The 22,058-nt window shown below is 48.8% G+C and carries 20 protein-coding genes; 15 read left to right on the top strand and 5 right to left on the bottom strand.

The features are described 5' to 3' along the window. Positions 1-30 precede the first annotated feature (30 nt). From KDN34_RS02115 to KDN34_RS02125, 3 genes are all read left to right on the top strand, one after another. Complete coding sequence (locus KDN34_RS02115; RefSeq protein WP_212595300.1) at positions 31-1,737, top strand: formate--tetrahydrofolate ligase; 1,707 nt, start codon at positions 31-33, stop codon at positions 1,735-1,737. 221 nt (positions 1,738-1,958) lie between these two features. Next, on the top strand, positions 1,959-3,101 hold the full coding sequence (locus KDN34_RS02120) for an efflux RND transporter periplasmic adaptor subunit (RefSeq protein ID WP_212595301.1): 1,143 nt from the start codon (positions 1,959-1,961) through the stop codon (positions 3,099-3,101). Between the two features lie 2 nt (positions 3,102-3,103). After that, entirely contained in the window at positions 3,104-6,232 is a 3,129-nt protein-coding gene (locus tag KDN34_RS02125) for an efflux RND transporter permease subunit (protein WP_212595302.1), read from the top strand. Between the two features lie 66 nt (positions 6,233-6,298). On the opposite strand, the gene KDN34_RS02130 is transcribed toward KDN34_RS02125, so the two are convergent. Then, positions 6,299-7,894 carry a mechanosensitive ion channel domain-containing protein gene (locus tag KDN34_RS02130; protein ID WP_212595303.1) on the bottom strand — a complete coding sequence of 532 codons (1,596 nt, stop codon included), beginning with the start codon at positions 7,892-7,894 and terminating at the stop codon, positions 6,299-6,301. A 165-nt stretch (positions 7,895-8,059) separates the two neighbouring features. Here KDN34_RS02130 and KDN34_RS02135 point away from each other — a divergent pair, with 165 nt between their 5' ends. After that, positions 8,060-8,386, top strand: coding sequence for a hypothetical protein (locus tag KDN34_RS02135; protein WP_212595304.1), 327 nt, complete (start codon positions 8,060-8,062; stop codon positions 8,384-8,386). On the opposite strand, the gene KDN34_RS17485 is transcribed toward KDN34_RS02135, so the two are convergent. After that, positions 8,387-8,512: a hypothetical protein gene (locus KDN34_RS17485; protein WP_267459536.1), complete on the bottom strand. Its 126-nt coding sequence runs from the start codon at positions 8,510-8,512 to the stop codon at positions 8,387-8,389. Between the two features lie 283 nt (positions 8,513-8,795). Here KDN34_RS17485 and KDN34_RS02140 point away from each other — a divergent pair, with 283 nt between their 5' ends. Both KDN34_RS02140 and rraB read left to right on the top strand, forming a co-directional pair. Then, entirely contained in the window at positions 8,796-9,539 is a 744-nt protein-coding gene (locus KDN34_RS02140; protein WP_212595305.1) for a 1-acylglycerol-3-phosphate O-acyltransferase, read from the top strand. Positions 9,540-9,569: 30 nt separating this feature from the next. After that, a complete protein-coding gene (gene rraB / locus KDN34_RS02145) occupies positions 9,570-9,980 on the top strand; it encodes a ribonuclease E inhibitor RraB (protein WP_212595306.1) in 411 nt (136 codons plus the stop codon). 65 nt (positions 9,981-10,045) lie between these two features. On the opposite strand, the gene degS is transcribed toward rraB, so the two are convergent. Then, entirely contained in the window at positions 10,046-11,122 is a 1,077-nt protein-coding gene (degS, locus tag KDN34_RS02150) for an outer membrane-stress sensor serine endopeptidase DegS (RefSeq protein ID WP_212596490.1), read from the bottom strand. A 159-nt stretch (positions 11,123-11,281) separates the two neighbouring features. Next, positions 11,282-12,640, bottom strand: a complete 1,359-nt coding sequence (locus KDN34_RS02155) for a DegQ family serine endoprotease (protein WP_212595307.1) — start codon at positions 12,638-12,640, stop codon at positions 11,282-11,284. Positions 12,641-12,955: 315 nt separating this feature from the next. Between KDN34_RS02155 and zapE the strand changes: the two genes are divergently transcribed. The 8 genes from zapE to rlmB all read left to right on the top strand — a co-directional run bounded on the left by zapE (position 12,956) and on the right by rlmB (position 20,642). After that, positions 12,956-14,050: a cell division protein ZapE gene (gene zapE, locus KDN34_RS02160; RefSeq protein ID WP_212595308.1), complete on the top strand. Its 1,095-nt coding sequence runs from the start codon at positions 12,956-12,958 to the stop codon at positions 14,048-14,050. Between the two features lie 209 nt (positions 14,051-14,259). Further along, positions 14,260-14,688: a 50S ribosomal protein L13 gene (gene rplM, locus KDN34_RS02165; RefSeq protein WP_212595309.1), complete on the top strand. Its 429-nt coding sequence runs from the start codon at positions 14,260-14,262 to the stop codon at positions 14,686-14,688. A gap of 14 nt (positions 14,689-14,702) precedes the next feature. Beyond that, on the top strand, positions 14,703-15,095 hold the full coding sequence (rpsI, locus tag KDN34_RS02170) for a 30S ribosomal protein S9 (RefSeq protein ID WP_212595310.1): 393 nt from the start codon (positions 14,703-14,705) through the stop codon (positions 15,093-15,095). Between the two features lie 89 nt (positions 15,096-15,184). Continuing rightward, positions 15,185-15,373: a DUF2065 domain-containing protein gene (locus KDN34_RS02175; RefSeq protein ID WP_212595311.1), complete on the top strand. Its 189-nt coding sequence runs from the start codon at positions 15,185-15,187 to the stop codon at positions 15,371-15,373. A gap of 65 nt (positions 15,374-15,438) precedes the next feature. Beyond that, positions 15,439-16,737, top strand: a complete 1,299-nt coding sequence (locus KDN34_RS02180) for an adenylosuccinate synthase (protein ID WP_212595312.1) — start codon at positions 15,439-15,441, stop codon at positions 16,735-16,737. A 119-nt stretch (positions 16,738-16,856) separates the two neighbouring features. Beyond that, positions 16,857-17,471: a tetratricopeptide repeat protein gene (locus tag KDN34_RS02185; protein ID WP_212595313.1), complete on the top strand. Its 615-nt coding sequence runs from the start codon at positions 16,857-16,859 to the stop codon at positions 17,469-17,471. Positions 17,472-17,503: 32 nt separating this feature from the next. Further along, positions 17,504-19,897 carry a ribonuclease R gene (rnr, locus tag KDN34_RS02190; RefSeq protein ID WP_212595314.1) on the top strand — a complete coding sequence of 798 codons (2,394 nt, stop codon included), beginning with the start codon at positions 17,504-17,506 and terminating at the stop codon, positions 19,895-19,897. Between the two features lie 4 nt (positions 19,898-19,901). Then, positions 19,902-20,642 carry a 23S rRNA (guanosine(2251)-2'-O)-methyltransferase RlmB gene (rlmB, locus tag KDN34_RS02195; RefSeq protein ID WP_212595315.1) on the top strand — a complete coding sequence of 247 codons (741 nt, stop codon included), beginning with the start codon at positions 19,902-19,904 and terminating at the stop codon, positions 20,640-20,642. A gap of 46 nt (positions 20,643-20,688) precedes the next feature. Here the strand turns inward: rlmB and KDN34_RS02200 are convergent, their stop codons facing one another. Beyond that, positions 20,689-21,432 carry a DUF481 domain-containing protein gene (locus KDN34_RS02200; RefSeq protein WP_212595316.1) on the bottom strand — a complete coding sequence of 248 codons (744 nt, stop codon included), beginning with the start codon at positions 21,430-21,432 and terminating at the stop codon, positions 20,689-20,691. A gap of 205 nt (positions 21,433-21,637) precedes the next feature. On the opposite strand from KDN34_RS02200, the gene rpsF reads away from it, so the two are divergent. Further along, positions 21,638-22,054: a 30S ribosomal protein S6 gene (gene rpsF, locus KDN34_RS02205; RefSeq protein WP_212595317.1), complete on the top strand. Its 417-nt coding sequence runs from the start codon at positions 21,638-21,640 to the stop codon at positions 22,052-22,054. The last annotated feature ends 4 nt before the right edge of the window (positions 22,055-22,058 follow it).

The raw sequence follows: 22,058 nt of genomic DNA on the forward strand, positions 1-22,058 counted from the left end.
TAAAACCCGCCAAAGAGCAGGAACCCCTACATGTTGTCTGATATTGAAATTTCCCGTCAAAGTCCCAGACGCCCCATCGGCGAAGTGGCCCAGTCGTTAGGGCTGACCTCGCAGGAATATCATACGCTCGGTGATGCCAAGGCCAAGGTGCAGCTCAACGTATTACCGCGGCTGGCCAATAAGCCCAGCGGCAAATTTATTGTGGTCACAGCCATCAACCCCACACCTTATGGTGAAGGTAAAACGGTTACCAGTATCGGGTTAACGCAGGCGCTGCATGCGCTCAATAAAAAAGTCTGTGTCTGTTTACGTCAGCCGAGCATGGGGCCGGTATTTGGGGTGAAAGGCGGTGCTGCCGGCGGTGGTTACGCCCAAGTGGTGCCGATGGAGGAGTTAAATCTACACCTGACGGGCGATATTCATGCCGTGAGTAGCGCGCATAATCTCGCGGCGGCAGCGCTGGATGCGCGTCTGCACCACGAGACCCGCCTCGGCGCAGAGGAGTTTCAACGTCAGAGTGGGTTGTCGCCGTTGCATATCGATCCCGAACGGTTGTTGTGGCCGCGGGTGACGGATCATAACGATCGCGCATTAAGGCAGATTGAAGTGGGACTGGGGCGTAATAATGGTCCTCAGCACTCCGCCAGTTTTGCAATTACTGCGGCATCTGAATTGATGGCAGTATTGGCGCTGAGTTGTGATCTCAAAGATATGCGTCAGCGTATCGGACGGTTACTGCTGGCCTACGATAAATCTGGTGCCCCCATCACTGCCGAGATGTTAGGCGTCGCTGGCGCTATGACGGCGGTAATGCGTCAGGCGATTGAGCCGACATTAATGCAAACACTTAATGGCGCACCTTGCCTGATCCATGCCGGACCTTTTGCCAACATTGCCCATGGCAATTCCTCTATTATTGCCGATGAAGTTGCACTGAAACTCGCTGATTATGTGGTGACCGAAGGCGGTTTCGGTTCAGATATGGGCTTTGAAAAATTCTGTAATATCAAGGTGAGAGCCTCTGGACATCAACCGGATTGTGCGGTGCTGGTGGTCACCTTGAAAGCGTTAAAAAGTCATGCAGAGGTGCATCAGCAGGATATCAATGCAGCAGACTTAACGGCATTGCAGCAGGGATTTGCCAATCTGGCATGGCATCTAGCCAATATTCGTCGTTATGGTGTGCCAGTGGTCGTGGCGATCAATCGTTTTCCTCAGGATTGCGAGCAAGAGTTAGCCTGGCTGCAACAGGCTGCAATTACTGCGGGGGCGAGTGACTGTGTTGTCAGCGAAGCCTTTGCTAAAGGCGCGGCGGGTGCGACCGCGCTGGCTGAAGCGGTATTGACTGCGCTGCAGCAACCCGCGCAATTCCACTATCTGTATGACCCTGATGCTGGATTAGAGCAGAGTCTGGCGACGCTCACGGAGCTGGGCTATGGCGCCGCAGGGTTTTCGCTGTCAGCGAAAGCACAACAGCAATTGCAGGAAATCAAACAGCTTGGTGCCGGCTCGTTACCTGTGTGTATGGCGAAAACGCCGATGTCTATCAGTCATGATGCCAAGCTTAAAGGGGTTCCCCGCGGTTTTACGGTGCCGATAAACGAACTCAAGTTAAATGCGGGCGCCGGATTTGTCACCGCGTTAGCGGGTAATGTGATGACCATGCCGGGACTCGGACTGAATCCGGGATACCTGCATATTGATGTGGATGACGACGGTAATATCTGCGGTTTATAGAGCAGTTGCGAAGATTATCATTTATTTAATGATTATCTATTAAATTTCAATAATTAACATGTTTTACAGCGTCTAATTTCGCTTTGTTATTATGAATGTGTTAACACTTTGAAATAATTATTATCGCAGATTTACCGATTTTCCCCTGTTTGAGACTTGGCGATAAATCACTCTTGCTTTATCGTGCAGTCTGTTTAAGTCGTCTGATAAGAACCCACCCCATGATAAAAACAATAATTATGTCTCTCGGCGTCCTTACAACTGCCGGTTTGCTGACCGCCTGTCAGGAACAACAAAAAGCTACCGAAACCGAAGCGACGGTTGGCGTAGTTAAAGTGATTCAGCAATCTTTTCCGCTAACGATTACTTTGCAAGGCCGAACCGTGGCCTCGCTGAGCGCAGAAGTGCGTCCTCAGGTAGGCGGGATTATCCAGCAACGCCAGTTTACTGAAGGCGCTAAAGTCAATGCTGGCGATGTGTTGTATCAGATAGACGCTGCGACTTACGAAGCTGCATATGATAAAGCTGACGCTAATCTGCGTACGGCAATGGCAACGCTGGAAGCTGCCAGATTGAAAGACACTCGCTACCAAGCATTATTGAAAGAAAAAAGCGTTTCACATCAGGATGCTGAAGATGCACATGCAGCCTTTATGGAAGCCGATGCCAGCGTAGCCGGGTATCGGGCGGCACTGAAAAGTGCCCGCATTGACCTAGAACGAACCAAAATCACCGCACCGATCAGTGGTTATATCGGCATTTCTAACGTTACTCCCGGCGCACTGGTGAGTGCCGCTCAAAGTACAGCTTTAACCACTATCAATACTTTAGATCCTATCTATGTCGATCTGAATGAATCCAGCAAGGATATGTTGCAACTGCGAAAAATTCTGTCACGGGCTGGCGTGGAAAAGGGCAATGCAGAGGTCAGTCTGATCCTGGAAGATGGCAGTGAATATGCGCACAAAGGTAAGCTGAAGATGCGCGAAGTGTCTGTCGATCGTTCTACCGGTTCGGTTGTCTTGCGGGCTGAGTTCGCCAATCCGGAGGATGTGCTGCTCCCTGGCATGTTTGTGAGAGCTAAGTTGCAAGTGGCTGTTGATAAACAAGGGATTAAGGTGCCGCAGCGCGGTATCGCGCGCGACAATCAGGGACAGGCATATGCATTAGTAGTGGGCAAAGATGGCAAATTAGCTAAAAAGCTCGTCACCACGGAGCAGGCCATTGGCGATCAATGGGTCATTACTTCAGGGCTGGAAGCGGGTGATTTGCTGGTCGTTGAAGGGTCAAATAAAGTCCAACTGGGACAATCGGTAAAAGCAGAAACCGTGACATTAGAAACCGGTAGCCAGGAAGGACATTAATTATGTTGGCTCGTTTTTTTATTGACCGTCCGGTCTTTGCCTGGGTTATTGCCATTATTATTATGCTGACGGGGGTATTTTCAATTGTATCCCTGCCGGTGGCGCAATATCCCGATGTCGCGCCCCCCACCATCAATATCGCTGCAAATTATACCGGTGCCGATCCACAAACCGTCGAAAACAGCGTGACGCAAGTGTTGGAGCAGCAGCTCACTGGTCTCGATGGCTTACTGTATTTTTCCTCTACCTCAAGTACCGGTCAGAGCAGAATTTCTGTGGTTTTTGAGCAGGGAACTGATCCAGATACGGCTCAGGTTCAGGTTCAGAACAAAGTGCAGCAAGTGACGTCGCGATTGCCCACCGCGGTGCAGTCACAAGGGGTCAATGTGACCAAATCACAAAGCGACTTCCTGCTGGTTTTCTCGATGTTTGATACCACGGATAAAGCCAGCTCATATGATGTGGCGGACTTTATCGTATCGAACATGCAAGACCCTATCGCACGTTTGCCTGGTGTTGGCGATACTCGGGTGTTTGGTGGCCAACATGCTATGCGGATCTGGTTGGATCCCACCAAGTTGGCCGCGTATGACCTAATCCCTTCGGATATTGTTTCAGCATTAAAAGTCCAGAACGCGCAGGTGGCTGCCGGGGGCATTGGTCAGTTGCCGTCTCTCGCCGATCAGGAACTGAATGCGACGGTCACGGCGCAGTCAATGATGCAGACTCCGGAACAGTTTGAAAATATCATTGTTAAGCACAGTGATAGTGGCGCGGATGTTAAGCTCAAAGATGTCGCTCGAGTAGAATTGGGTAGTGAAAATTACAGTAGCCAACCTCGGGTCAATGGACACCCGGCTTCCGGTATGGCGATTATGCTGGCGCCCGGTGCCAACGCGTTGACCACTGCTGAATTAGTTAAAAAGACCATCGCCAATTTCAATAAGGAATTGCCGGAAGGCTACCAAATCGCTTTCCCCCGTGACAGTACGGATTTTATTCGTGTCTCCATTGAAGAAGTGGTGAAAACGCTGTTTGAAGCCGTGCTATTGGTAGTGGTGGTGATGTGGATATTCCTGCAGAACTGGCGCGCCACATTGATCCCGGCAATTGCCGTACCTGTAGTATTGCTGGGTACCTTTGGCGTATTGGAAGCTTTTGGCTTTACCATTAACACTCTGACCATGTTTGGCATGGTGTTATCCATTGGTCTGCTGGTGGATGACGCAATTGTGGTGGTGGAAAACGTTGAACGTCTGATGCGTGAAGAGAAGCTATCGCCGCGGGCTGCTACCATAAAATCCATGAAAGAGATTAGCTCGGCGCTGATCGGTATCGCAGTGGTGCTATCTGCAGTGTTCCTGCCGATGGCCTTTTTTAGCGGTTCCACCGGGGTAATCTACCGTCAGTTCTCTGTGACGATTGTGTCTTCCATGTTGTTGTCTGTAATCGTGGCCTTGACCCTTAGTCCGACTTTGTGTGCCAGCTTGTTGCAGCCCATTGATCATGAGAAGCCTTCTCGGGGATTGTTTATATGGTTTAACCGCACTTTTGATCGCTTCAGCGAACGCTACGGTCATCAGGTCGCAAGTGTGCTGCGTCGTCCAATACGCTGGATGATGGTGTACCTGTTAATCATTGCCGGTTTGGCGGCAATGATGACCCACTTGCCCAAAGGTTTTCTACCCAATGAAGACCAGGGCATTTTGATGGTGCAGTATAACTTGCCGACTGGTGCGTCTGTGAAACGTGCGCGAGAGGTTGCGAAACAGATCCAGCATTATTTTCTGACTGAAGAAAAAGCCAATCTAAAAACCATTTTTACCATCTCTGGCTTTAGTTTTAGCGGTTCCGGTCAGAATGCCGGGATGGCATTCCTCGCGTTTAAGAACTGGGACGAGCGTCCTGGTGAGCAAAATAGTGCGCAGGCTATCGCCGCTCGTGCCAACCGTTATTTTACGACGATCCGCGATGCCCGCGTATTTGCGATGGCACCACCACCCGTGCGCGGTTTAGGACGTAGTAGCGGTTTCTCCTATGAGTTACTCGCTAATGTGGGCGTTGAACGTTCACAGTTAACCGAATACTCCAAAACATTATTAGCTGCTGCGCGTAAAGATCCGTTTTTGACCTCGTTACGTGAGGGCACACTCAGTGACACCCCGGAGCTCAAAGTACATATTGATACCGCTAAAGCGGCAGCGTTGGGTCTGAGCTTGTCGGACGTTAACAGCACCCTCAGTACGGCGTGGGCAGGCAGCTATGTCAATGATTTCATTGATAAGAACCGTGTTAAGAAGGTCTATGTTCAAGGCGATGCTAACTATCGCTCGCAGCCGGATGACCTGAGATTCTGGTTCGTCAGAGGCAGTGACAGTCAGGGCGACGTGTCGATGACACCATTCTCGTCATTCAGTGATGTTGTCTGGGGCTCCGGGCCGCAAAGTCTGACTCGGTTTAACGGCAACGCTTCTATTGAAATTCAGGGTGCTGCTAACGGCGTCAGTTCCGGCGATGCCATGGATGAAATTGTCAAACTGGCGAAGCAGGTGTTACCCGAAGGGGCAACGTCTTACGCCTGGAGTGGTTTGTCCTACCAGGAGCAGATCGCCGGCAGCCAGTCTACCTTGCTGTACAGTATTTCCATTCTGGTGGTGTTCTTATGTCTGGCAGCCTTGTATGAGAGCTGGACCGTGCCGATGTCGGTGATTATGGTGATCCCTCTCGGGGTGATCGGTGCGGCGGCGGCGGCCATGTTGCGTGGGTTGGAAAATGACATTTTCTTCCAGGTGGCGTTGTTGACCACCATTGGGCTGTCATCCAAAAATGCCATTTTGATTGTTGAATTCGCGGAAGTTGCCTATGAACGCGGTAAATCAGCATTTGATGCCGCATTGGAAGGGGCTAAATTGCGCTTACGACCGATTCTGATGACCTCATTGGCCTTTATTTTCGGTACGTTGCCGTTGGCGATTTCAACAGGTGCCGGAGCGGCAAGCCGTATGTCGATAGGTACCGGGATTGTCGGTGGTACCATTACCGCAACGGTTTTGGCGATTTTCTTGGTGCCGTTGTTCTTTATCCTGGTACGCAAAGTATTCCCGGCGCGGCGACCCGTGCATGACGACTAAGGCGTTCTGAATGCAATGGTATCCGCATAAAAAAGTGACAGCATGATGCTGTCACTTTTTTTATGGTTAGCCGCGATAAAAATGCACATCCCGTTGTGGGAATGGGATGCTGATCCCTTCCTGATCGAAACGCATTTTCACGGCGCGGGTGATATCCCAATAAACTTCCCAGTAATCATCCGGAGCCACCCAAGGCCGTACGATAAAATCGACAGAAGACTCGTTCAGCAGATGTAATCTGACATTGGATTCTGGGAAAGTCAGTACTTTGGGATGATTTTTGACAATCTGTTTCAGCACGTTTTCTGCCTGTTCTATATCGTCGCTGTAGCTGATGCCAAAGGTCATGTCGATGCGGCGATACTGCTCGGCGGTGATATTGTTGATGGTATCGCCCCAGATTTTGTTGTTAGGCACGATCAGCCGCTGATTATCGAGCGTTTTAATGGTGGTGGATACCAAGCTCATATGGCTGACTCTGCCAGTGACTCCGGCAGCGACAATCAAATCGCCGACGTCGAAAGGACGATAGATGAGGATCATCATCCCCGAGGCAAAATTCGATAATGTATCCTGCAACGCAAACCCGATAATCACCCCGGCAATACCAAAGCCCGCCAACAATGGGCCAAGTTCAAAACCTAACTGTGACAAGGCGATCAGCAGTCCAAGTGTCATCACCACCTTACCGGATAACCCGGTAAAGAAGTCTTGCAGTAACATGCTGAAGTTTAGTTTGGAAGTGCCGACCGCTTTGCGTACCAAGCGTTCGGCTAATCGTGCCAATAAGTGGGCGCAGAAAAGAATTAAAAGGAAAATTAGCAGCTTAAACGCAATTCCTGGGCCGCCATCGATAAGTTTGGATTCTGCGGTTTCCAACCAGTGTTGAAACAGATTGGAAATAAAGCCGACGTTGAGTACATCCTGAGTGATGTTGCCTGAAACAGAGAACAGGGTTTGTTTTAGTTCTGCAGTATCGGCATCGAGTTCGTCTAGCATGGCGATATCGCTTCTGAGCCCGTCACTGTTGTTATTCAGCCGTTCCTTGAGCTGGGCCAATGCGGCCTTCTGCTCATTACTGGCATCGGCGCCGGCAACACTGATTTCGTTATTTTGTTGCGTGATCTGCTGTTGGTTGTAGCTGATGAGGCTTTGTAGGCGCTGCGCACGCGTTAGCAGCTGTTGCTTAAGTTGTTCCCGAGACTTGCTGGTATCGGCGCCAAGGCTTTGTTCCCATTGCAACAGTTCCAGCTGATCGCGGAATATTGCATCCTTTTCAAGTCCCCGGCGGCTTATTGCTAACATCAGCTTGGCATCATTGCCCTGACCAAGTTGCTGCGCTATCGCCGCAAGCTCTTTGTCAAAATAACGGTCAAACGCTTGTAACTGCTTTTGTTGTTGATCAATCAGCGGCAACAGCTGTGCTGTGGAGGCATTATCCTCATCCATCAGTGACTTAAGTTCATCTCGCAAGGCTTGTGTTTGCTGTTTGATGTGATACTCGGTGACCGCTTTCAATTCACCTTTTGCCTGTTGCAATTCCTGGATACTTTGGCTCAAGCCCTGTTGCAGCTGCTGTAGCGTCTGGAGTTCATGCGCCTCCTCGCTCAATGCTGGCACTGCCACCATCAGTGCAGCAGCTAGAATGAATTGTCTTAACATGGGCTCTCCACTTGCATTTTATGACGTTCGTTTAATGCAGCATAAAGCAGGATGAAGGCAGACGTAAGGAAATTGTTATGTTAAATCAGTGGGGTGACAAAGTTGATGGTGTGGCTGTGCTTCTTTGTTAGAATAAGCGCCCCTTGGTAAAAGAAAAGGTAAGTCGTGATCTGTTCACATTGCGGAAAGAGTATTCTTCTAGACCATATCACACAGCGCGGTAACGGCCTTAGCGCCGAAATCCAGTGTCCACATTGTCAGGTATGGCTCGGTCGTACCCCATGGGTGCTGAAGCTAAAAATGCTGAGTTTTTATCTGCTGCTGATCTCCGGTGTTGTCGTTTGGTGGTGGCCCCAGACCCGGCATCTGGGTATTCCAGTGGTCATTCTGGCCATGATTACCTTGTTAGTGACTCACCTAATGGATCAACTGAAAGTAACCGAGATGCCACCGAAGCCTGATGATAGTGAACAACGACATAAATATCGCTGATCAGTTAACAACTCGTTCCTGTGATTCGAGAGAATGTTCCACGTAATAAATACCGCCAAATACCACGCCGAAAAACAGAATGGCAAACAGGATAATTCCTAGGTTATTACGGATAAATGCCAGCATAATCAAGTCCTCTGATACAGTCATTAAACCCGGAAAAAGTCTATCGATGACGGCTTAAGTTGAACTTAAGCCTATCTGAAGTTGCATAGGGTGAGTGTACTTCAGCGCTTAAGCCATGGCGTGACTCTTCAGGCTGCTGTCCACCTTACGCTGCATTCAATGCGGGTTCCAATATTTATTTTAGTATTTCATAAATTAGGCCCCAAAGAGCTGGTTTGAACCGCGCGTTGAGAGTTCTCGGCTTGATGGTATACTGGCGCCCCTTCCTGTGAGGAGCGAGATAGTGCTGTTAATCTTCAGAAGCTTGCTGTTGGTGTTACTGCTGGTATTGCTGTTCTGTTTTAGTGTCGTGCTATGTGTATTGCGTCCCTTACACCGGGACAATGTCTATGTATTAGCACGCTGTTTCGCCGCAGTCACTCCGCTGCTGGGCATTCGGCTTGTCATCAGACACGTTGAACGTAACCAGTTTCAGCCCTGTATTTTTCTGGCGAATCATCAGAATAGCTATGATCTGTTTACTCTGGCGAATGTCGTTCCCAAAGGAACTGTATCGCTGGGTAAGAAGAGCCTGCTGTGGATCCCCTTATTTGGCATTATCTATTGGTTGTCAGGTAACTTACTGATCGATCGTAAGAATCGCTCACGGGCAATGGCAACCCTGAAAAAAGCAGCCCATAAGATTAAGCAGAAAAAACTCTCACTGTGGGTGTTCCCGGAAGGGACTCGCAGTCGTGGTCGTGGGTTATTGCCGTTTAAGATGGGGGCGTTTCATACCGCAGTGGCAACCGGAGTTCCAATTGTGCCAATCATCGCATCAAGTCAGAACCATATTCGTCTTGGTCAACGTAATAACGGAGTGGTGATTATCGAACTGCTGGAACCGATTGCTACCGAGGGGATCGGCTCCGGGCAGATCCGCGAATTTGCGGCTGACGTGCATCAGCGCATGGCGAGTAAACTGGCGCAATTAAATGCAGAAGCAGCACAAATGATGGCTGCTGATCTTAATCATCCTGAAGTATAATCAGCGGCATTGCGCCAACTGGAGATAATTATGAGTATTCAACAACAACTGCAAGCCCAGAAGCAGGAAAACCGCGATATTGTAGAGTCGTTGCTGGATGACGGTTCTGACGCTGATGCCGAGTACACCATTGAGCATCATTTCTCTTCCAGTGATTTTGATCGTCTGGAAAAGGCTGCGGTAGATGCGTTTAAATTAGGTTTTGAAGTCAACGATGCTGAAGAAGTTGAGTTAGACGATGGTGATGTGCTGTTTTGCTTTGATGCAATTGCCTACCATTCTCTTGATGTCGCGCTGCTGGATCAGGCTTGTGAACAACTGTTGGCATTGGCGGCCAAGCACAAGGTTGATTATGACGGTTGGGGCACCTATTTCATGGGTGACGAAGAGCTAGAAGACGACGAAGCTGATGATGAAGAACCGCAGGATTGGCGTCACTAAGCTGTTAGGGTCATTCAAATAAAAACACCGGGCATTGCCCGGTGTTTTTATTTGACGATCGCCGCTCAGTTATCTCGGGAAGTCTTTTCACCCATGATAACGGGGATGTCCATGGTTTTGCCGTCGCGGATAATCTGCACATCCACTTTGGTCCCCGGTTTGGTTTCGGCAATGCGATCCATCATCATTTCAACACCGGTGACATCTTCATTCTGATACTTGATGATGACATCACGTGGTTTCAGACCTGCTTTCGCTGCCGGACCGCCAGCATCCAGATTGGTCACGAAGATCCCTTTAAGATCGGGCAGATTTAGGATCTGAGCGATAACTTGATTGACGGGTTCACCGGAAATACCCAGTGCGCCTCGGATTACCCGGCCGTCTTTGATCAATTTGCCCATCACTTTATAGGCCAGCTCAATAGGAATGGCGAAGTTAATGCCATGACCTGCTTTGTCATCGTTGGTGAGTTGATAGGCCGCAGTATTAATACCGATCAGACTGCCGGTGGTGTCTATCAAGGCCCCGCCCGAGTTACCGGCGTTAATGGCAGCGTCTGTCTGCAGAAAATCGAGATAACGGCTGCTTAAACCACTGCGGCCCGTTGCACTGATGATCCCTTGCGTAATAGTCTGCCCGAGGTTATAGGGGTTGCCGATAGCGAGCACCACGTCACCGACTCTGGGGGAATGCTTGAGGTTGATCGGCACCACGGGCAGATTTTCTCCCTCAATTTTGAGTACTGCGAGGTCGGTTTCTGGGTCCATACCGACAACATCTGCACTGAATTTGCGGCCATCTTGTACGGCAACCACAATTTCATCGGCTTTGTTAATCACATGGTAGTTGGTGATGATGTAGCCTTCTTTGCTCATTATCACCCCTGAGCCTAATCCCTGTAGCTTGCTGGAATTTAACGGCTGATCCTGGTTAACGCTGAGGCTGTAAATGTTAACTACTGCTGGGGCGGCTTTGCGCACTGCCGAAGCAAAGGATAATTCACTACTGCCGTTACCAAACTGCAGTAATCCGCCATTCTGATTGCCGGTAAAGTGGGTAAACAGGATAAACACAGCAGCCATTACCAGGCCGAACGCGACGGCTTTAGCTAGGTAAATCAGTGATGATTTAAACATTATTGTTGGCGGTCCGTGTTGGCGTTAAATGGAAAAATTTCGAGTCAGATTAACATGTTTTGTAAAGTATCGCTCACATAATAGTGTCAGACGCAGTAAAGCTGTGGACCGGATAAAAAAATGGAGTCGCAAGCGCGACTCCATCATTTATCCAGCGATCACTTAACCACGCAGCACCAAGTATAGCAAGCTGTTACCACGACGGATCTTCAGTGCAACGCCGCCATTATTCTGATCTTTCAGCGCTTCTTTTAGCTGCTTCAGATTATCGATACGTGTGCGGTTTACGCCGATGATGACATCATCTTTCTGTAGTCCACTCATCGCGGCCGGCGAGCCTTGGGCAATCGCGGTAATGGCCACCCCCTTATCGCCATTTTCAAGGGTTGCGCCTTCCAACATCGGATGCACATCGCCAGCGGAGGCTTCTTTCATTTCGCCGGCATCACCCAGCGTTACCTTAACTGTCTTGGTGTCACCATCGCGGATGATACCAAGTTGCACCTGAGTACCCGCGCCCATGGTGCCAATCTTGGCTCGCAGTTCCTGGAAGGTCTTCACTGGACGACCGTCAAGGCTGACTATCACGTCACCGGCTTTGATACCGGCTTTAGCTGCCGGGCTATCGGCGACAACTTCGTTAACAAAGCCACCATGTTGTGACTTCAGACCAAAGCCTTCGGCTAATTTACTATCCAGATCACGACCCATGACCCCGAGAACCCCACGGCGTACCTCACCATGTTCGATAATCTGATTCACTAGGTTGTGTACCATGTTTGCCGGAATCGCAAACCCAATCCCGACGTTGCCGCCATTCGGTCCCACAATCGCGGTGTTAATCCCAATCAGCTCACCCTTAAGGTTTACCAATGCGCCGCCAGAGTTACCGCTGTTGATCGCCGCATCGGTCTGGATGAAGTTTTCCAGCATTTCGATCCCCAGACCGCTGCGGCCAAGGGCACTGACGATACCGGAGGTTACGGTTTGTCCCAGACCAAAGGGGTTGCCAATAGCTACCGCAAAGTCACCAACACGCAGCGCATCTGAATCAGCAGTTTTGATGGCGGTCAGGTCATCTGCTTTAATCTGCAATAACGCTACATCTGATTCTTTATCAGTGCCCAGCAGTTTGGCGGTGAATTCACGACCGTCATGCAGCCCGACCTTGATTTCATCAGCACCATCAACCACATGGTTGTTGGTCACAATATAACCTTTGTCTGCGTCAATGATCACTCCGGAACCCAGACCGCGGAAGGGCTGTTCCTGAACTTGTTCCTGTGGTGCATTAGGACCGAAGAAATAGCGGAAAATATCCGGTACTCGTTGGCGCGATACATGGGTGCCGGAAACTGCAACTGATACGACTGCGGGAGTGACTTTCTCCAGCATCGGGGCCAGGCTCGGCACATTCTGACCATCAACCGCCTGAGGGATTGATGCCTGAGAGACTACAGGTGTTAGCATCAGGCTTGCCCCCAACAGGGCGGCGGAAATCAGTGATAATTTGGTTTTCATCTATTTATTGCTCCTCATCCGGAATCAGTCAGATGTTTTGCTCTGCCATATGGCGGCGAATTCGTTAAAAAAGCTCAGTGAGCTATCTGTACTTAATCCGACTGACTGCTGTTTTGAAAAGTTCGAGTCATTAACAAAGATTAATTATATCAAGGCGATTTTTATTGGGGGTTTTCATAAAAAAATCCATTAAAACAATAGACTAAACCCATGATGTCAGAGGCCATCTGTACCGGGTTCGCGTTGACGTGTTAACATTTGCCCTATTTTTTACCGGCTATGTTTTTCACATAGGGCATAAAGAGAAGATTTCAAGTGTCACAAATAACGCCGTGGGAACATTATCAACAAGATCTTACTCGCGAAGATTTTAGCTATGATGCCGCTCAAGAAAGAGCCGTGAGAGCGTTACAACGGGTCTATGATTTGCTGCAAAAGCCAGCAAAAAGAGGGTGGCGACGTTGGATTGGCCGAGGCAAACCGCAGCCGGTGCAAGGATTATATCTCTGGGGCGGAGTTGGCCGGGGTAAGACGTATCTGATGGATATTTTCTTTGAGTCGCTGCCGGATGATCGCAAACTGCGCGCCCATTTTCATCATTTTATGGCAAGAGTGCATCAGGATTTAGGCGGTTTAAAAGGGACTCGTGATCCATTGCTGGTCATTGCTGAACGCATGGCAAAACAGTATCGGGTGATCTGCTTTGATGAGTTCTTCGTCTCGGACATTACTGATGCGATGCTCCTCGGTACACTTTTTACGGCGCTGTTTGAAAAGGGCATGGTATTAGTCGCAACTTCCAACATTATCCCAGATGAGCTTTATAAAAACGGATTGCAGCGAGCCCGTTTCTTGCCAGCCATTGCGCAAATCAAGCAGCATTGTCAGGTGCTCAATGTGGATTCTGGCATTGATTACCGGTTGCGCACGCTGGAACAGGCAGAGATTTATCATTTTCCATTAGACCAGCAAGCTGAGCACAATTTGCGGTCCTATTTCAGTCAGTTGACCGATGGCACAGAAATCACTGCGGCACCACTGGATGTGGAAGGGCGGCATATTCCCGTGCAGCTGCGTAGCCAAGGCGTATTGCTGGCAGATTTTAGAGCGCTTTGCGACGGCCCCAGAAGTCAGCGGGATTATATGGTGTTGGCGCATCAGTTTCATACTGTATTAGTTCGCGGGGTCGAACAGATGGGCGCACAACAGACTGGCGATGATATAGCCCGTCGCTTTCTGGCGTTGGTGGATGAGTTTTATGAAAGACGCGTTAAACTGATCATTTCTGCAGCAGTTCCCTTGTCGCAAATCTATACTCAAGGACAGTTGACCTTTGAATTTCGCCGTTGTCGTTCAAGACTGGTAGAGATGCAGTCCAAAGAGTACTTGTTGCTGGAACATCACCCCTGATTTTAAGTGTAAAAAATATTGGGTTGGCTGTAAAAAGCAGATGATTTTTAGTTCAGCTTTGTCTATAATCCTGCGCCTGCCCACGTTACTCCGTCCTTTGTTGGGCGGTTAAAACCAATGACATGCTCGAAGGGGCATAGAAACGGTATATAGTGTTGTCTGCATCCGCGGCAACATGTGACAGAATTTAACTTTGGGTTTTTGTAATAATGAAGACTTTTACTGCCAAGCCAGAAACTGTAGCTCGCGACTGGTATGTTGTTGATGCCGAAGGTAAGACTTTGGGCCGTATCGCCACTGAAATCGCATTGCGTCTCCGTGGTAAACACAAGCCTGAATATACTCCTCATGTTGATACTGGTGATTACATCATCGTGATCAATGCTGAGAAAGTGACCGTTACCGGTAATAAAGCTTTGGGCAAGACATACTACTCCCATTCCGGCTTCCCGGGCGGCATTAAGCAGATCAGCTTTGAGAAGCTGCAAGCTCATAAGCCAGAAATGATCATCGAGAAAGCAGTTAAAGGTATGCTGCCAAAAGGCCCTCTGGGTCGTGCCATGTTCCGTAAACTGAAAGTTTACGCTGGCGCAGAGCATAACCACGCTGCACAACAACCTCAAGTTCTTGATATCTAAACGGGATTAAGCAAATGGCTGCAACTCAGTACTACGGCACTGGCCGTCGCAAAACTTCAACTGCCCGCGTATTTGCCAAAGCAGGCAGTGGTAATATCGTAGTAAACAAGCGTCCTCTGGATGTTTATTTTGGTCGTGAAACTGCCCGCATGGTAGTTCGTCAGCCTCTCGAGCTGGTAGAAATGACTGATAAACTGGACCTGTATGTAACCGTTAAAGGCGGTGGCATCACTGGTCAAGCTGGCGCTATCCGTCACGGTATTACCCGTGCGCTGATGGAACTGGACGAAACTCTGCGTCCTACTTTACGTGCTGCTGGCTTCGTTACCCGCGATGCTCGTCAGGTTGAACGTAAGAAAGTGGGTCTGCGTAAAGCACGTCGTAAACCACAGTTCTCTAAGCGTTAATATCGCTTTATGTGTTCGCAAAAACCCGGCAGTTATGCCGGGTTTTTTTATGGCAAAATAACAGCTGTCTCAGACGAGAGGAACCTATTATGGGGTGGCAACTTTGGCTAACGGCCTTGGGCATTGTACTGGTGTTGGAAGGTCTCGGCCCACTATTGTTTCCCAACCGTTGGCGCAGTTATCTGCAGCAAATCGCGGCAATGCCAGCGACTAGCATGCAGCGACTGGGCGCGGCTTTGGTACTGGTCGGAGCGGCAATATTGATTATTTTTTCGTAAACACTTGCACCTCGGCGGCGAAAATCTGTTAGAATCCTGTTTTAACCGCAACCTTGCAGCAAACAATGGGCAAAAACGTAGTTGTTCTCGGCACTCAATGGGGTGACGAGGGAAAAGGTAAGATTGTCGACCTTCTGACAGAACAGGCAAAATACGTGGTTCGGTATCAGGGTGGCCATAACGCTGGTCATACACTGGTCATCGATGGTGAAAAAACCGTTCTTCATCTGATCCCATCTGGTATTCTCCGTGATAACGTCAAGTGCGTCATCGCCAATGGTGTTGTGTTATCACCAGAAGCGCTGATGACTGAGATCAAGATGCTGAAGGATAAAGGCGTTCCTGTTGAAGAACGTCTGTTGTTGTCTGAAGCATGTCCGCTGATCCTGCCATTCCATTGCGCACTCGATGTTGCTCGCGAAAAAGCGCGCGGCAATAAAGCTATCGGCACTACTGGTCGTGGTATTGGCCCAGCTTATGAAGACAAGATCTCCCGTCGTGGCTTGCGTTTAGGTGATTTATTCAATCCTAAGCAGTTTGCCGAAAAGCTAAAAGAGGTCATGGAATATCATAACTTCACCCTCACTGAATATTACAAGTGTGAGCCAGTGGATTATGAGAAAACCTTAGAAGACTCATTAGCTCTGGCTGATTACCTCAAGAGTATGTGTGTTGATGTCACTGAGTTACTCGACAGTGCACGTAAGAATGGTGACTCCATACTATTCGAAGGTGCTCAAGGCACCATGCTGGATATCGACCACGGTACCTATCCGTTCGTAACATCATCCAACACTACTGCAGGTGGCGTTGCTACTGGTAGTGGTTTAGGCCCACGTTACATTGATTATGTCTTGGGCATTATCAAAGCATATTCTACTCGTGTGGGTGGTGGTCCATTCCCAACTGAATTAACTTGTGAAATTGGTGAACATCTTTCTACCAAGGGACATGAGTTTGGTGCGACTACTGGCCGTAGACGTCGTCCAGGATGGTTGGATGCTGTTGCCATGCGCCGTGCAATTCAGATCAACAGTTTGAGTGGCCTGTGCTTGACCAAGCTTGACGTGTTAGATGGTCTTGAAGAAGTGAAAATCTGCGTCGGCTACCAACTGCCAGATGGCACTGTTAGCAAGGTGACTCCTTTAGCGGCAGAAGGCTATGAGCAGGTGACACCGGTATATGAAACTCTTCCTGGTTGGAGTGAGAACACGTTCGGTGCAACTTCTTTGGAACAGCTGCCTCAAGCAGCGATTAACTATGTTAAGCGCATCGAGGAGCTGTTAGAAACGCCGGTGGATATTATTTCTACTGGGCCAGATCGCAACGAAACGATGATTCTGGTGAATCCGTTCAGCGAATAAGTTTCAGAAAAGGCCGCGTAAGCGGCCTTTTTTATAGGTAACCCTCTTCGGGAATTCCTATAGAATTGCGTTATACTGCCGATGATAAGCAATAGGTGCCCTTAGCGTTGGAAAGATTTATGTTGCGTATGGTTGTGGTGTCATTAATGCTCCTAAGTATCCCGGTGACGGCAGAGACCCGGGCTGTGGATATCTATAGTCAGGCGCAACTACTGCATATGATCCGCAATCATACTTATCTGCAGCGTATCAAGGCCGACAAGTGCCAGATCGTTCAAGATATTGAGGCTCATGCTGATGTGCTCAAAGAACCCGTGTATCAGTATTTATGGGGCGAGATGCTGAATTATGGCGTGTGTGTCAAAGCTGATCCTGCGCACGGTATGCAATTGCTGCGCAACGCCGCAGAGCAGGGCAGTGCTGAGGCAATGGTACGCATAGCACAATATTATTCTGAAGGAAAATTCCTGATCCAGGATAAGCAACGTGCGGTGCAATATGTTTATTCAGCGGCTGCCAACGGTGATCTTCCTGCACAAATGATGTTAGTGGAATTATTTGGCGAAGGTTACGGTAGTCCACGAGATTATTTGATGGCCTATCATTGGTTGTATAACCAGACGTTTAATGATAGCGCCACCCAAAAACGGGCCAGTGAATTACTGGCTAAACTGGCAACCAAGATGCCTGCCAGTCAAGTAGAACAAGCAAGAAAAACCACCATACACAGGTAAGTTGTAGTGGTTAATGAATAGATGGAAATTGAATGATTAAAGATCCTCATTTTGAGAGAGAACAAGAGAAGTACAACAATCCCATTCCCAGTCGGGAATATATACTCGAATACCTAAAAAGCCAGCCCTCTCCTTTAAATCGCGATCGAATCGCGGAAGCGTTAGATATCCACGACGAAGAACAACAGGAAGCTTTGCGTCGCCGTCTTCGCGCCATGGAGCGTGATGGGCAGCTCGTATTTACCCGTGGCCAATGCTACGGCCTGCCTGAACGTATGGATCTGATTGCGGGAACCATTATTGGTCATAAAGATGGCTACGGTTTCTTTCACCCTGATGAAGGCGGTGAAGACTTCTATATTCACCATGGCGATATGCTCAAATATTTCCACGGTGATCGGGTATTGGCGCAAAAAGCCATTGGGCGTGGCCGCACCGAAGCTCGTATTGTGCGTTTGCTGGAAGAGCGAACAGCACCATTGGTTGGGCGTTTTCATCTGGACTGTGGCATGGGCTTCGTTATCGCTGATGACAAGCGTGTCACCCAGGAAATTCTTATTGATAATGCCGATCGTAATGGCGCGCGTGAAAATGATGTCGTTGTCGTTGAATTAACCCGACGTCCAGGGCGCTATGTAAAAGCGGCAGGCAAGATTACCGAAGTATTGGGCAAAGATATGGCGCCGGGCATGGAGATTGAAATTGCCCTGCGAAATTATGATTTACCCCACACCTGGTCGGTCGCGATTGAAAAGCGGTTGCGGAAAATCCCTGATGAAGTGCTAGAGACTGATAAAGAAGGGCGTATCGACCTGCGGCAGTTACCGTTAGTGACAATAGATGGTGAAGATGCCCGTGACTTTGACGATGCCGTATACGCTGAACGCAAACGTGGCGGGGGTTGGCGTCTGTGGGTAGCTATCGCTGATGTCAGTTACTATGTGCGGACTGAGTCAGTGCTCGATATTGAGGCTCGTGCTCGCGGAAATTCCGTGTATTTCCCTTCTCAGGTGATCCCGATGTTGCCTGAAAAGCTCTCTAACGGATTGTGTTCGTTAAATCCTGGTGTTGACCGTTTATGTATGGTGGCGGAGATGACTATCGCCGCGACGGGGCGATTGTCTGGTTACAAATTTTATCCGGCAGTGATGCATTCTCACGCGCGGTTTACCTACACCATAGTGGCCGACATGTTGGAGAGTGGAAACGTTCCTGAGCAGTATCAGGATCTCTATCCGCATCTGCAGGTATTACAAGAGCTTTATCGGACACTGGATGAGCAACGACAGGCGCGTGGTGCGATTGGCTTTGAAACTGAAGAGACTCAGTTCATCTTTAACGCACAACGTAAGATAGACCGCATTGTGCCTCGCGTTCGTAACGAAGCTCATAAAATCATTGAAGAATGTATGATTATGGCGAACGTTGCAGCCGCCAAATTTGTGAAAAAGCATAAAGGTCATACGCTATACCGTGTGCACGAAGCACCATCAGAACAAAAGCTGACGCAATTTAAAGAGTTTCTTGCTGAACGTGGTTTGAAACTAAATGGTGGATTAGAACCACAACCCGCAGATTATCAGGCATTAATGGAGCAAGTGCGGGAACGGCCAGATGCACAATTGATCCAAGTGATGTTACTACGCTCTATGCGTCAGGCGATTTATACGCCTGATAATGACGGTCATTTTGGTTTGGCATTAGAAGAGTACGCTCACTTTACCTCGCCAATTCGGCGTTACCCTGATTTGGTATTGCATCGGGTTATTCGCTACCTGTTGGCAACATCAGCTGCGGATGTTCAGGATAAATGGACGCCGGATGGTGGTTACAATTATCAACTGGAAGAGCTGGATTTACTCGGTGAGGAATGCTCCAATACCGAGCGCCGTGCTGATGAAGCAACGCGAGATGTTGCCGATTGGCTGAAGTGCGAATTCATGCAGGATCATGTCGGCGACGTATTTGAAGCGGTAGTGGCTTCAGTGACCAGTTTTGGCTTGTTCGTGCGACTGAAAGATCTGTTTATTGATGGTCTGGTGCATATTTCCACGTTGGGCAGTGACTATTATCAATACGACCCGCTACGGCAACGTTTGATCGGCGAGCACACAGGTAAGAGTTATCAGATAGGTGACCCGGTAACTGTGAAAGTAGCGTCGGTTAATCTGGATGATCGCCAGATCGAATTATTGATGGTTGATGATATGGGTCAACGCAGTCGTGGTCGCAATCGTAGCGGCAAACGACCGATGACCGCCAGGGAACGGGTGAATATAGAGGGCGCTAAACTCACAGCCAATAAGGGACGAAGTCGCAACAGCAAGGACAAGAGTAAAAAAGTATCTGCGGCAAAATCAGCACCTAAATCAGCAGTAAAGTCCGATAAAAGCAAAGCCGTAAAACGGCCGAAGAGAAAGAAATAAATTGATGAAAAAACCAGAAATGGTGTTTGGCATCCATGCCGTTACCTCATTATTTGAAAATGCTCCGGAACGTATTCTGGAGATGTGGTTGCTTAGCGGTCGTCAAGACGAGCGTATTCAGCCGTTATTGGCACTTGCAGAAAGTGTCGGTATTAAGCCGCAACAGGCAAACCGTAAAACACTGGATGACAAGGCCGAGAGTACCCAGCATCAAGGGGTAGTGGTTCGTGTTAGGCCTGCCAAGATCCTCACCGAGAATGACCTAGAGGATTTGTTGGATAAGACGGATATACCATTTTTACTTATTCTTGATGGAGTGACAGATCCACATAATTTGGGCGCCTGTTTGCGCAATGCCGATGCTGCCGGCGTACATGGCGTGATTGTGCCGAAAGATAACTCGGCGGGATTAACGCCAACGGTCAGTAAGGTAGCTTGTGGCGCAGCAGAGACCGTACCCTTGTATCAGGTGACCAATCTGGCACGTACCATGACGCAATTGCAGGAACGCGGCGTGTGGATTGTGGGTACGGCTGGCGAAGCTGATGGTACTTTGTATCAGGCAAACCTGCGTGGACCATTAGCGATTGCGATGGGCGCAGAGGGTAAAGGATTACGCCGTTTAAGCCGCGAACATTGTGATTCCTTAATTTCCATTCCCATGGCGGGTAGTGTATCGAGCCTAAATGTGTCAGTGGCAACGGGTGTGTGCCTGTTTGAAGCGGTGAGACAGCGCCAAAGCTAAAGGTAACGCTGTAGTGAAAAGGGATGGCCTTGCCATCCCCTTGCCATTATTGGAAGGTGTACAGCAGGTTAAAGGTGGTAATGGTATCGGTCTGTTTACTACCTTCTGGCACGATTTCAGTGTACTTAACGTAAAAACCGACTTTAAAGGCCCAGTCCTGAAATAGGGTATTTTTATAGCCCATATCCAGCGTCACTGTATTATTGTTTTCACCAACTTCCGCCGTTAAGTCGGCATTGAAGGTGGTGTATTCGTGAATTTTTTGCTCGAATTTAGCGGCGGTACGCAGGATCACATCTGTTTCAGAAGACGGATTTGGTTCGTCTTCAGTTGCAATGGGCAGGTTGTAACGGTAACCAGGGCCAACTTCCAAACTCAGTTTAGTCCGTCCGGTACTGACGGCATCAAAACCGTAACCACTGGATATGGTATAAATATCGGTATAACTGCCAAACTTGTCCCAGACAAATTCGCCTCGACCAAAGACATATCCACTTTTTAACTTAAAGTTTGATTGCATCTGTAGGTCGTACTTCTCAGAGGTAGTACTTTCGGAATCGGCAGCATAATAAGCTTTGAAAGTGCCTTCCTGAGTTGTCTTTGCTGTGTCATACACCATTTTGGTGCGGCCGTTGAAACTGGTAGAGTCCGTATTACCTGTATTTAACTGAAAACCGGCTTCGACTTCGGCGGTAAACTTATTAGTAGGTTCATGATAATCCGGCGGAACCAGAGCCCAGGTTGGCGATGACAAAAGTGTAGAAAATGCGAGTATGGAAAATCTTGTCATTGTATTGGGAGTCTTAATGCTGTTACTGCTTAAAATCAGCGTCACATAATAACCTTGAACTGTCTATAGGCAAAGTTATTGCTTGAGTTTGCCCTTCCCTTTATGTACTATTTCGCGCCTAAATCAGTCACTTTATTTTCGTTCCTTGCCTCGTAGGGGTTTGACTGAGCCACAAAAGAGGCTAAATAACCGTAAGGAGCAATAAATGCGTCATTACGAAATCGTATTTTTAGTTCACCCCGATCAGAGTGAACAGGTTCCTGGCATGATCGAACGCTACACCGGTACTATCACTGCTGTAGGCGGTAAGATCCATCGCTTGGAAGACTGGGGTCGTCGCCAACTGGCATATCCTATTCAGGACCTGCACAAAGCCCACTACGTACTGTTGAACGTAGAGACTACTGCCGAGTCTATCGAAGAACTGGAAACTGCTTTCCGTTTCAACGACGCTGTTCTGCGTAGCCTGGTTATGCGCACTAAAGCTGCCATCACCGAAGTTTCTCCAATGGCCAAAGCAAAAGATGAACGTGACTCACGTCGCGCAGCCAACAGCGACAGAGCTGTTGACGAAGATTCTGCTGAGCTGGATGAAGAAAACGCTGAAGAGATCGCTGAGTAAGTTT

Origin of the sequence: Shewanella yunxiaonensis (genome assembly GCF_018223345.1) — a bacterium.
In the GTDB taxonomy this organism is placed as follows: Bacteria; Pseudomonadota; Gammaproteobacteria; order Enterobacterales; family Shewanellaceae; genus Shewanella; species Shewanella yunxiaonensis.

Bases quoted from the DNA above. Each gene is read 5' to 3' on its own strand.
- rraB (WP_212595306.1), top strand. From the start codon at position 9,570: ATGAGTATTCAACAACAACTGCAAGCCCAGAAGCAGGAAAACCGCGAT.
- KDN34_RS02155 (WP_212595307.1), bottom strand. From the start codon at position 12,640: ATGAAAACCAAATTATCACTGATTTCCGCCGCCCTGTTGGGGGCAAGC.
- rpsI (WP_212595310.1), top strand. From the start codon at position 14,703: ATGGCTGCAACTCAGTACTACGGCACTGGCCGTCGCAAAACTTCAACT.
- rplM (WP_212595309.1), top strand. From the start codon at position 14,260: ATGAAGACTTTTACTGCCAAGCCAGAAACTGTAGCTCGCGACTGGTAT.
- KDN34_RS02115 (WP_212595300.1), top strand. From the start codon at position 31: ATGTTGTCTGATATTGAAATTTCCCGTCAAAGTCCCAGACGCCCCATC.
- rpsF (WP_212595317.1), top strand. From the start codon at position 21,638: ATGCGTCATTACGAAATCGTATTTTTAGTTCACCCCGATCAGAGTGAA.
- KDN34_RS02200 (WP_212595316.1), bottom strand. From the start codon at position 21,432: ATGACAAGATTTTCCATACTCGCATTTTCTACACTTTTGTCATCGCCA.
- KDN34_RS02175 (WP_212595311.1), top strand. From the start codon at position 15,185: ATGGGGTGGCAACTTTGGCTAACGGCCTTGGGCATTGTACTGGTGTTG.
- KDN34_RS02130 (WP_212595303.1), bottom strand. From the start codon at position 7,894: ATGTTAAGACAATTCATTCTAGCTGCTGCACTGATGGTGGCAGTGCCA.
- KDN34_RS17485 (WP_267459536.1), bottom strand. From the start codon at position 8,512: ATGCTGGCATTTATCCGTAATAACCTAGGAATTATCCTGTTTGCCATT.
- KDN34_RS02180 (WP_212595312.1), top strand. From the start codon at position 15,439: ATGGGCAAAAACGTAGTTGTTCTCGGCACTCAATGGGGTGACGAGGGA.
- KDN34_RS02120 (WP_212595301.1), top strand. From the start codon at position 1,959: ATGATAAAAACAATAATTATGTCTCTCGGCGTCCTTACAACTGCCGGT.
- KDN34_RS02185 (WP_212595313.1), top strand. From the start codon at position 16,857: ATGTTGCGTATGGTTGTGGTGTCATTAATGCTCCTAAGTATCCCGGTG.
- rnr (WP_212595314.1), top strand. From the start codon at position 17,504: ATGATTAAAGATCCTCATTTTGAGAGAGAACAAGAGAAGTACAACAAT.
- rlmB (WP_212595315.1), top strand. From the start codon at position 19,902: ATGAAAAAACCAGAAATGGTGTTTGGCATCCATGCCGTTACCTCATTA.
- KDN34_RS02125 (WP_212595302.1), top strand. From the start codon at position 3,104: ATGTTGGCTCGTTTTTTTATTGACCGTCCGGTCTTTGCCTGGGTTATT.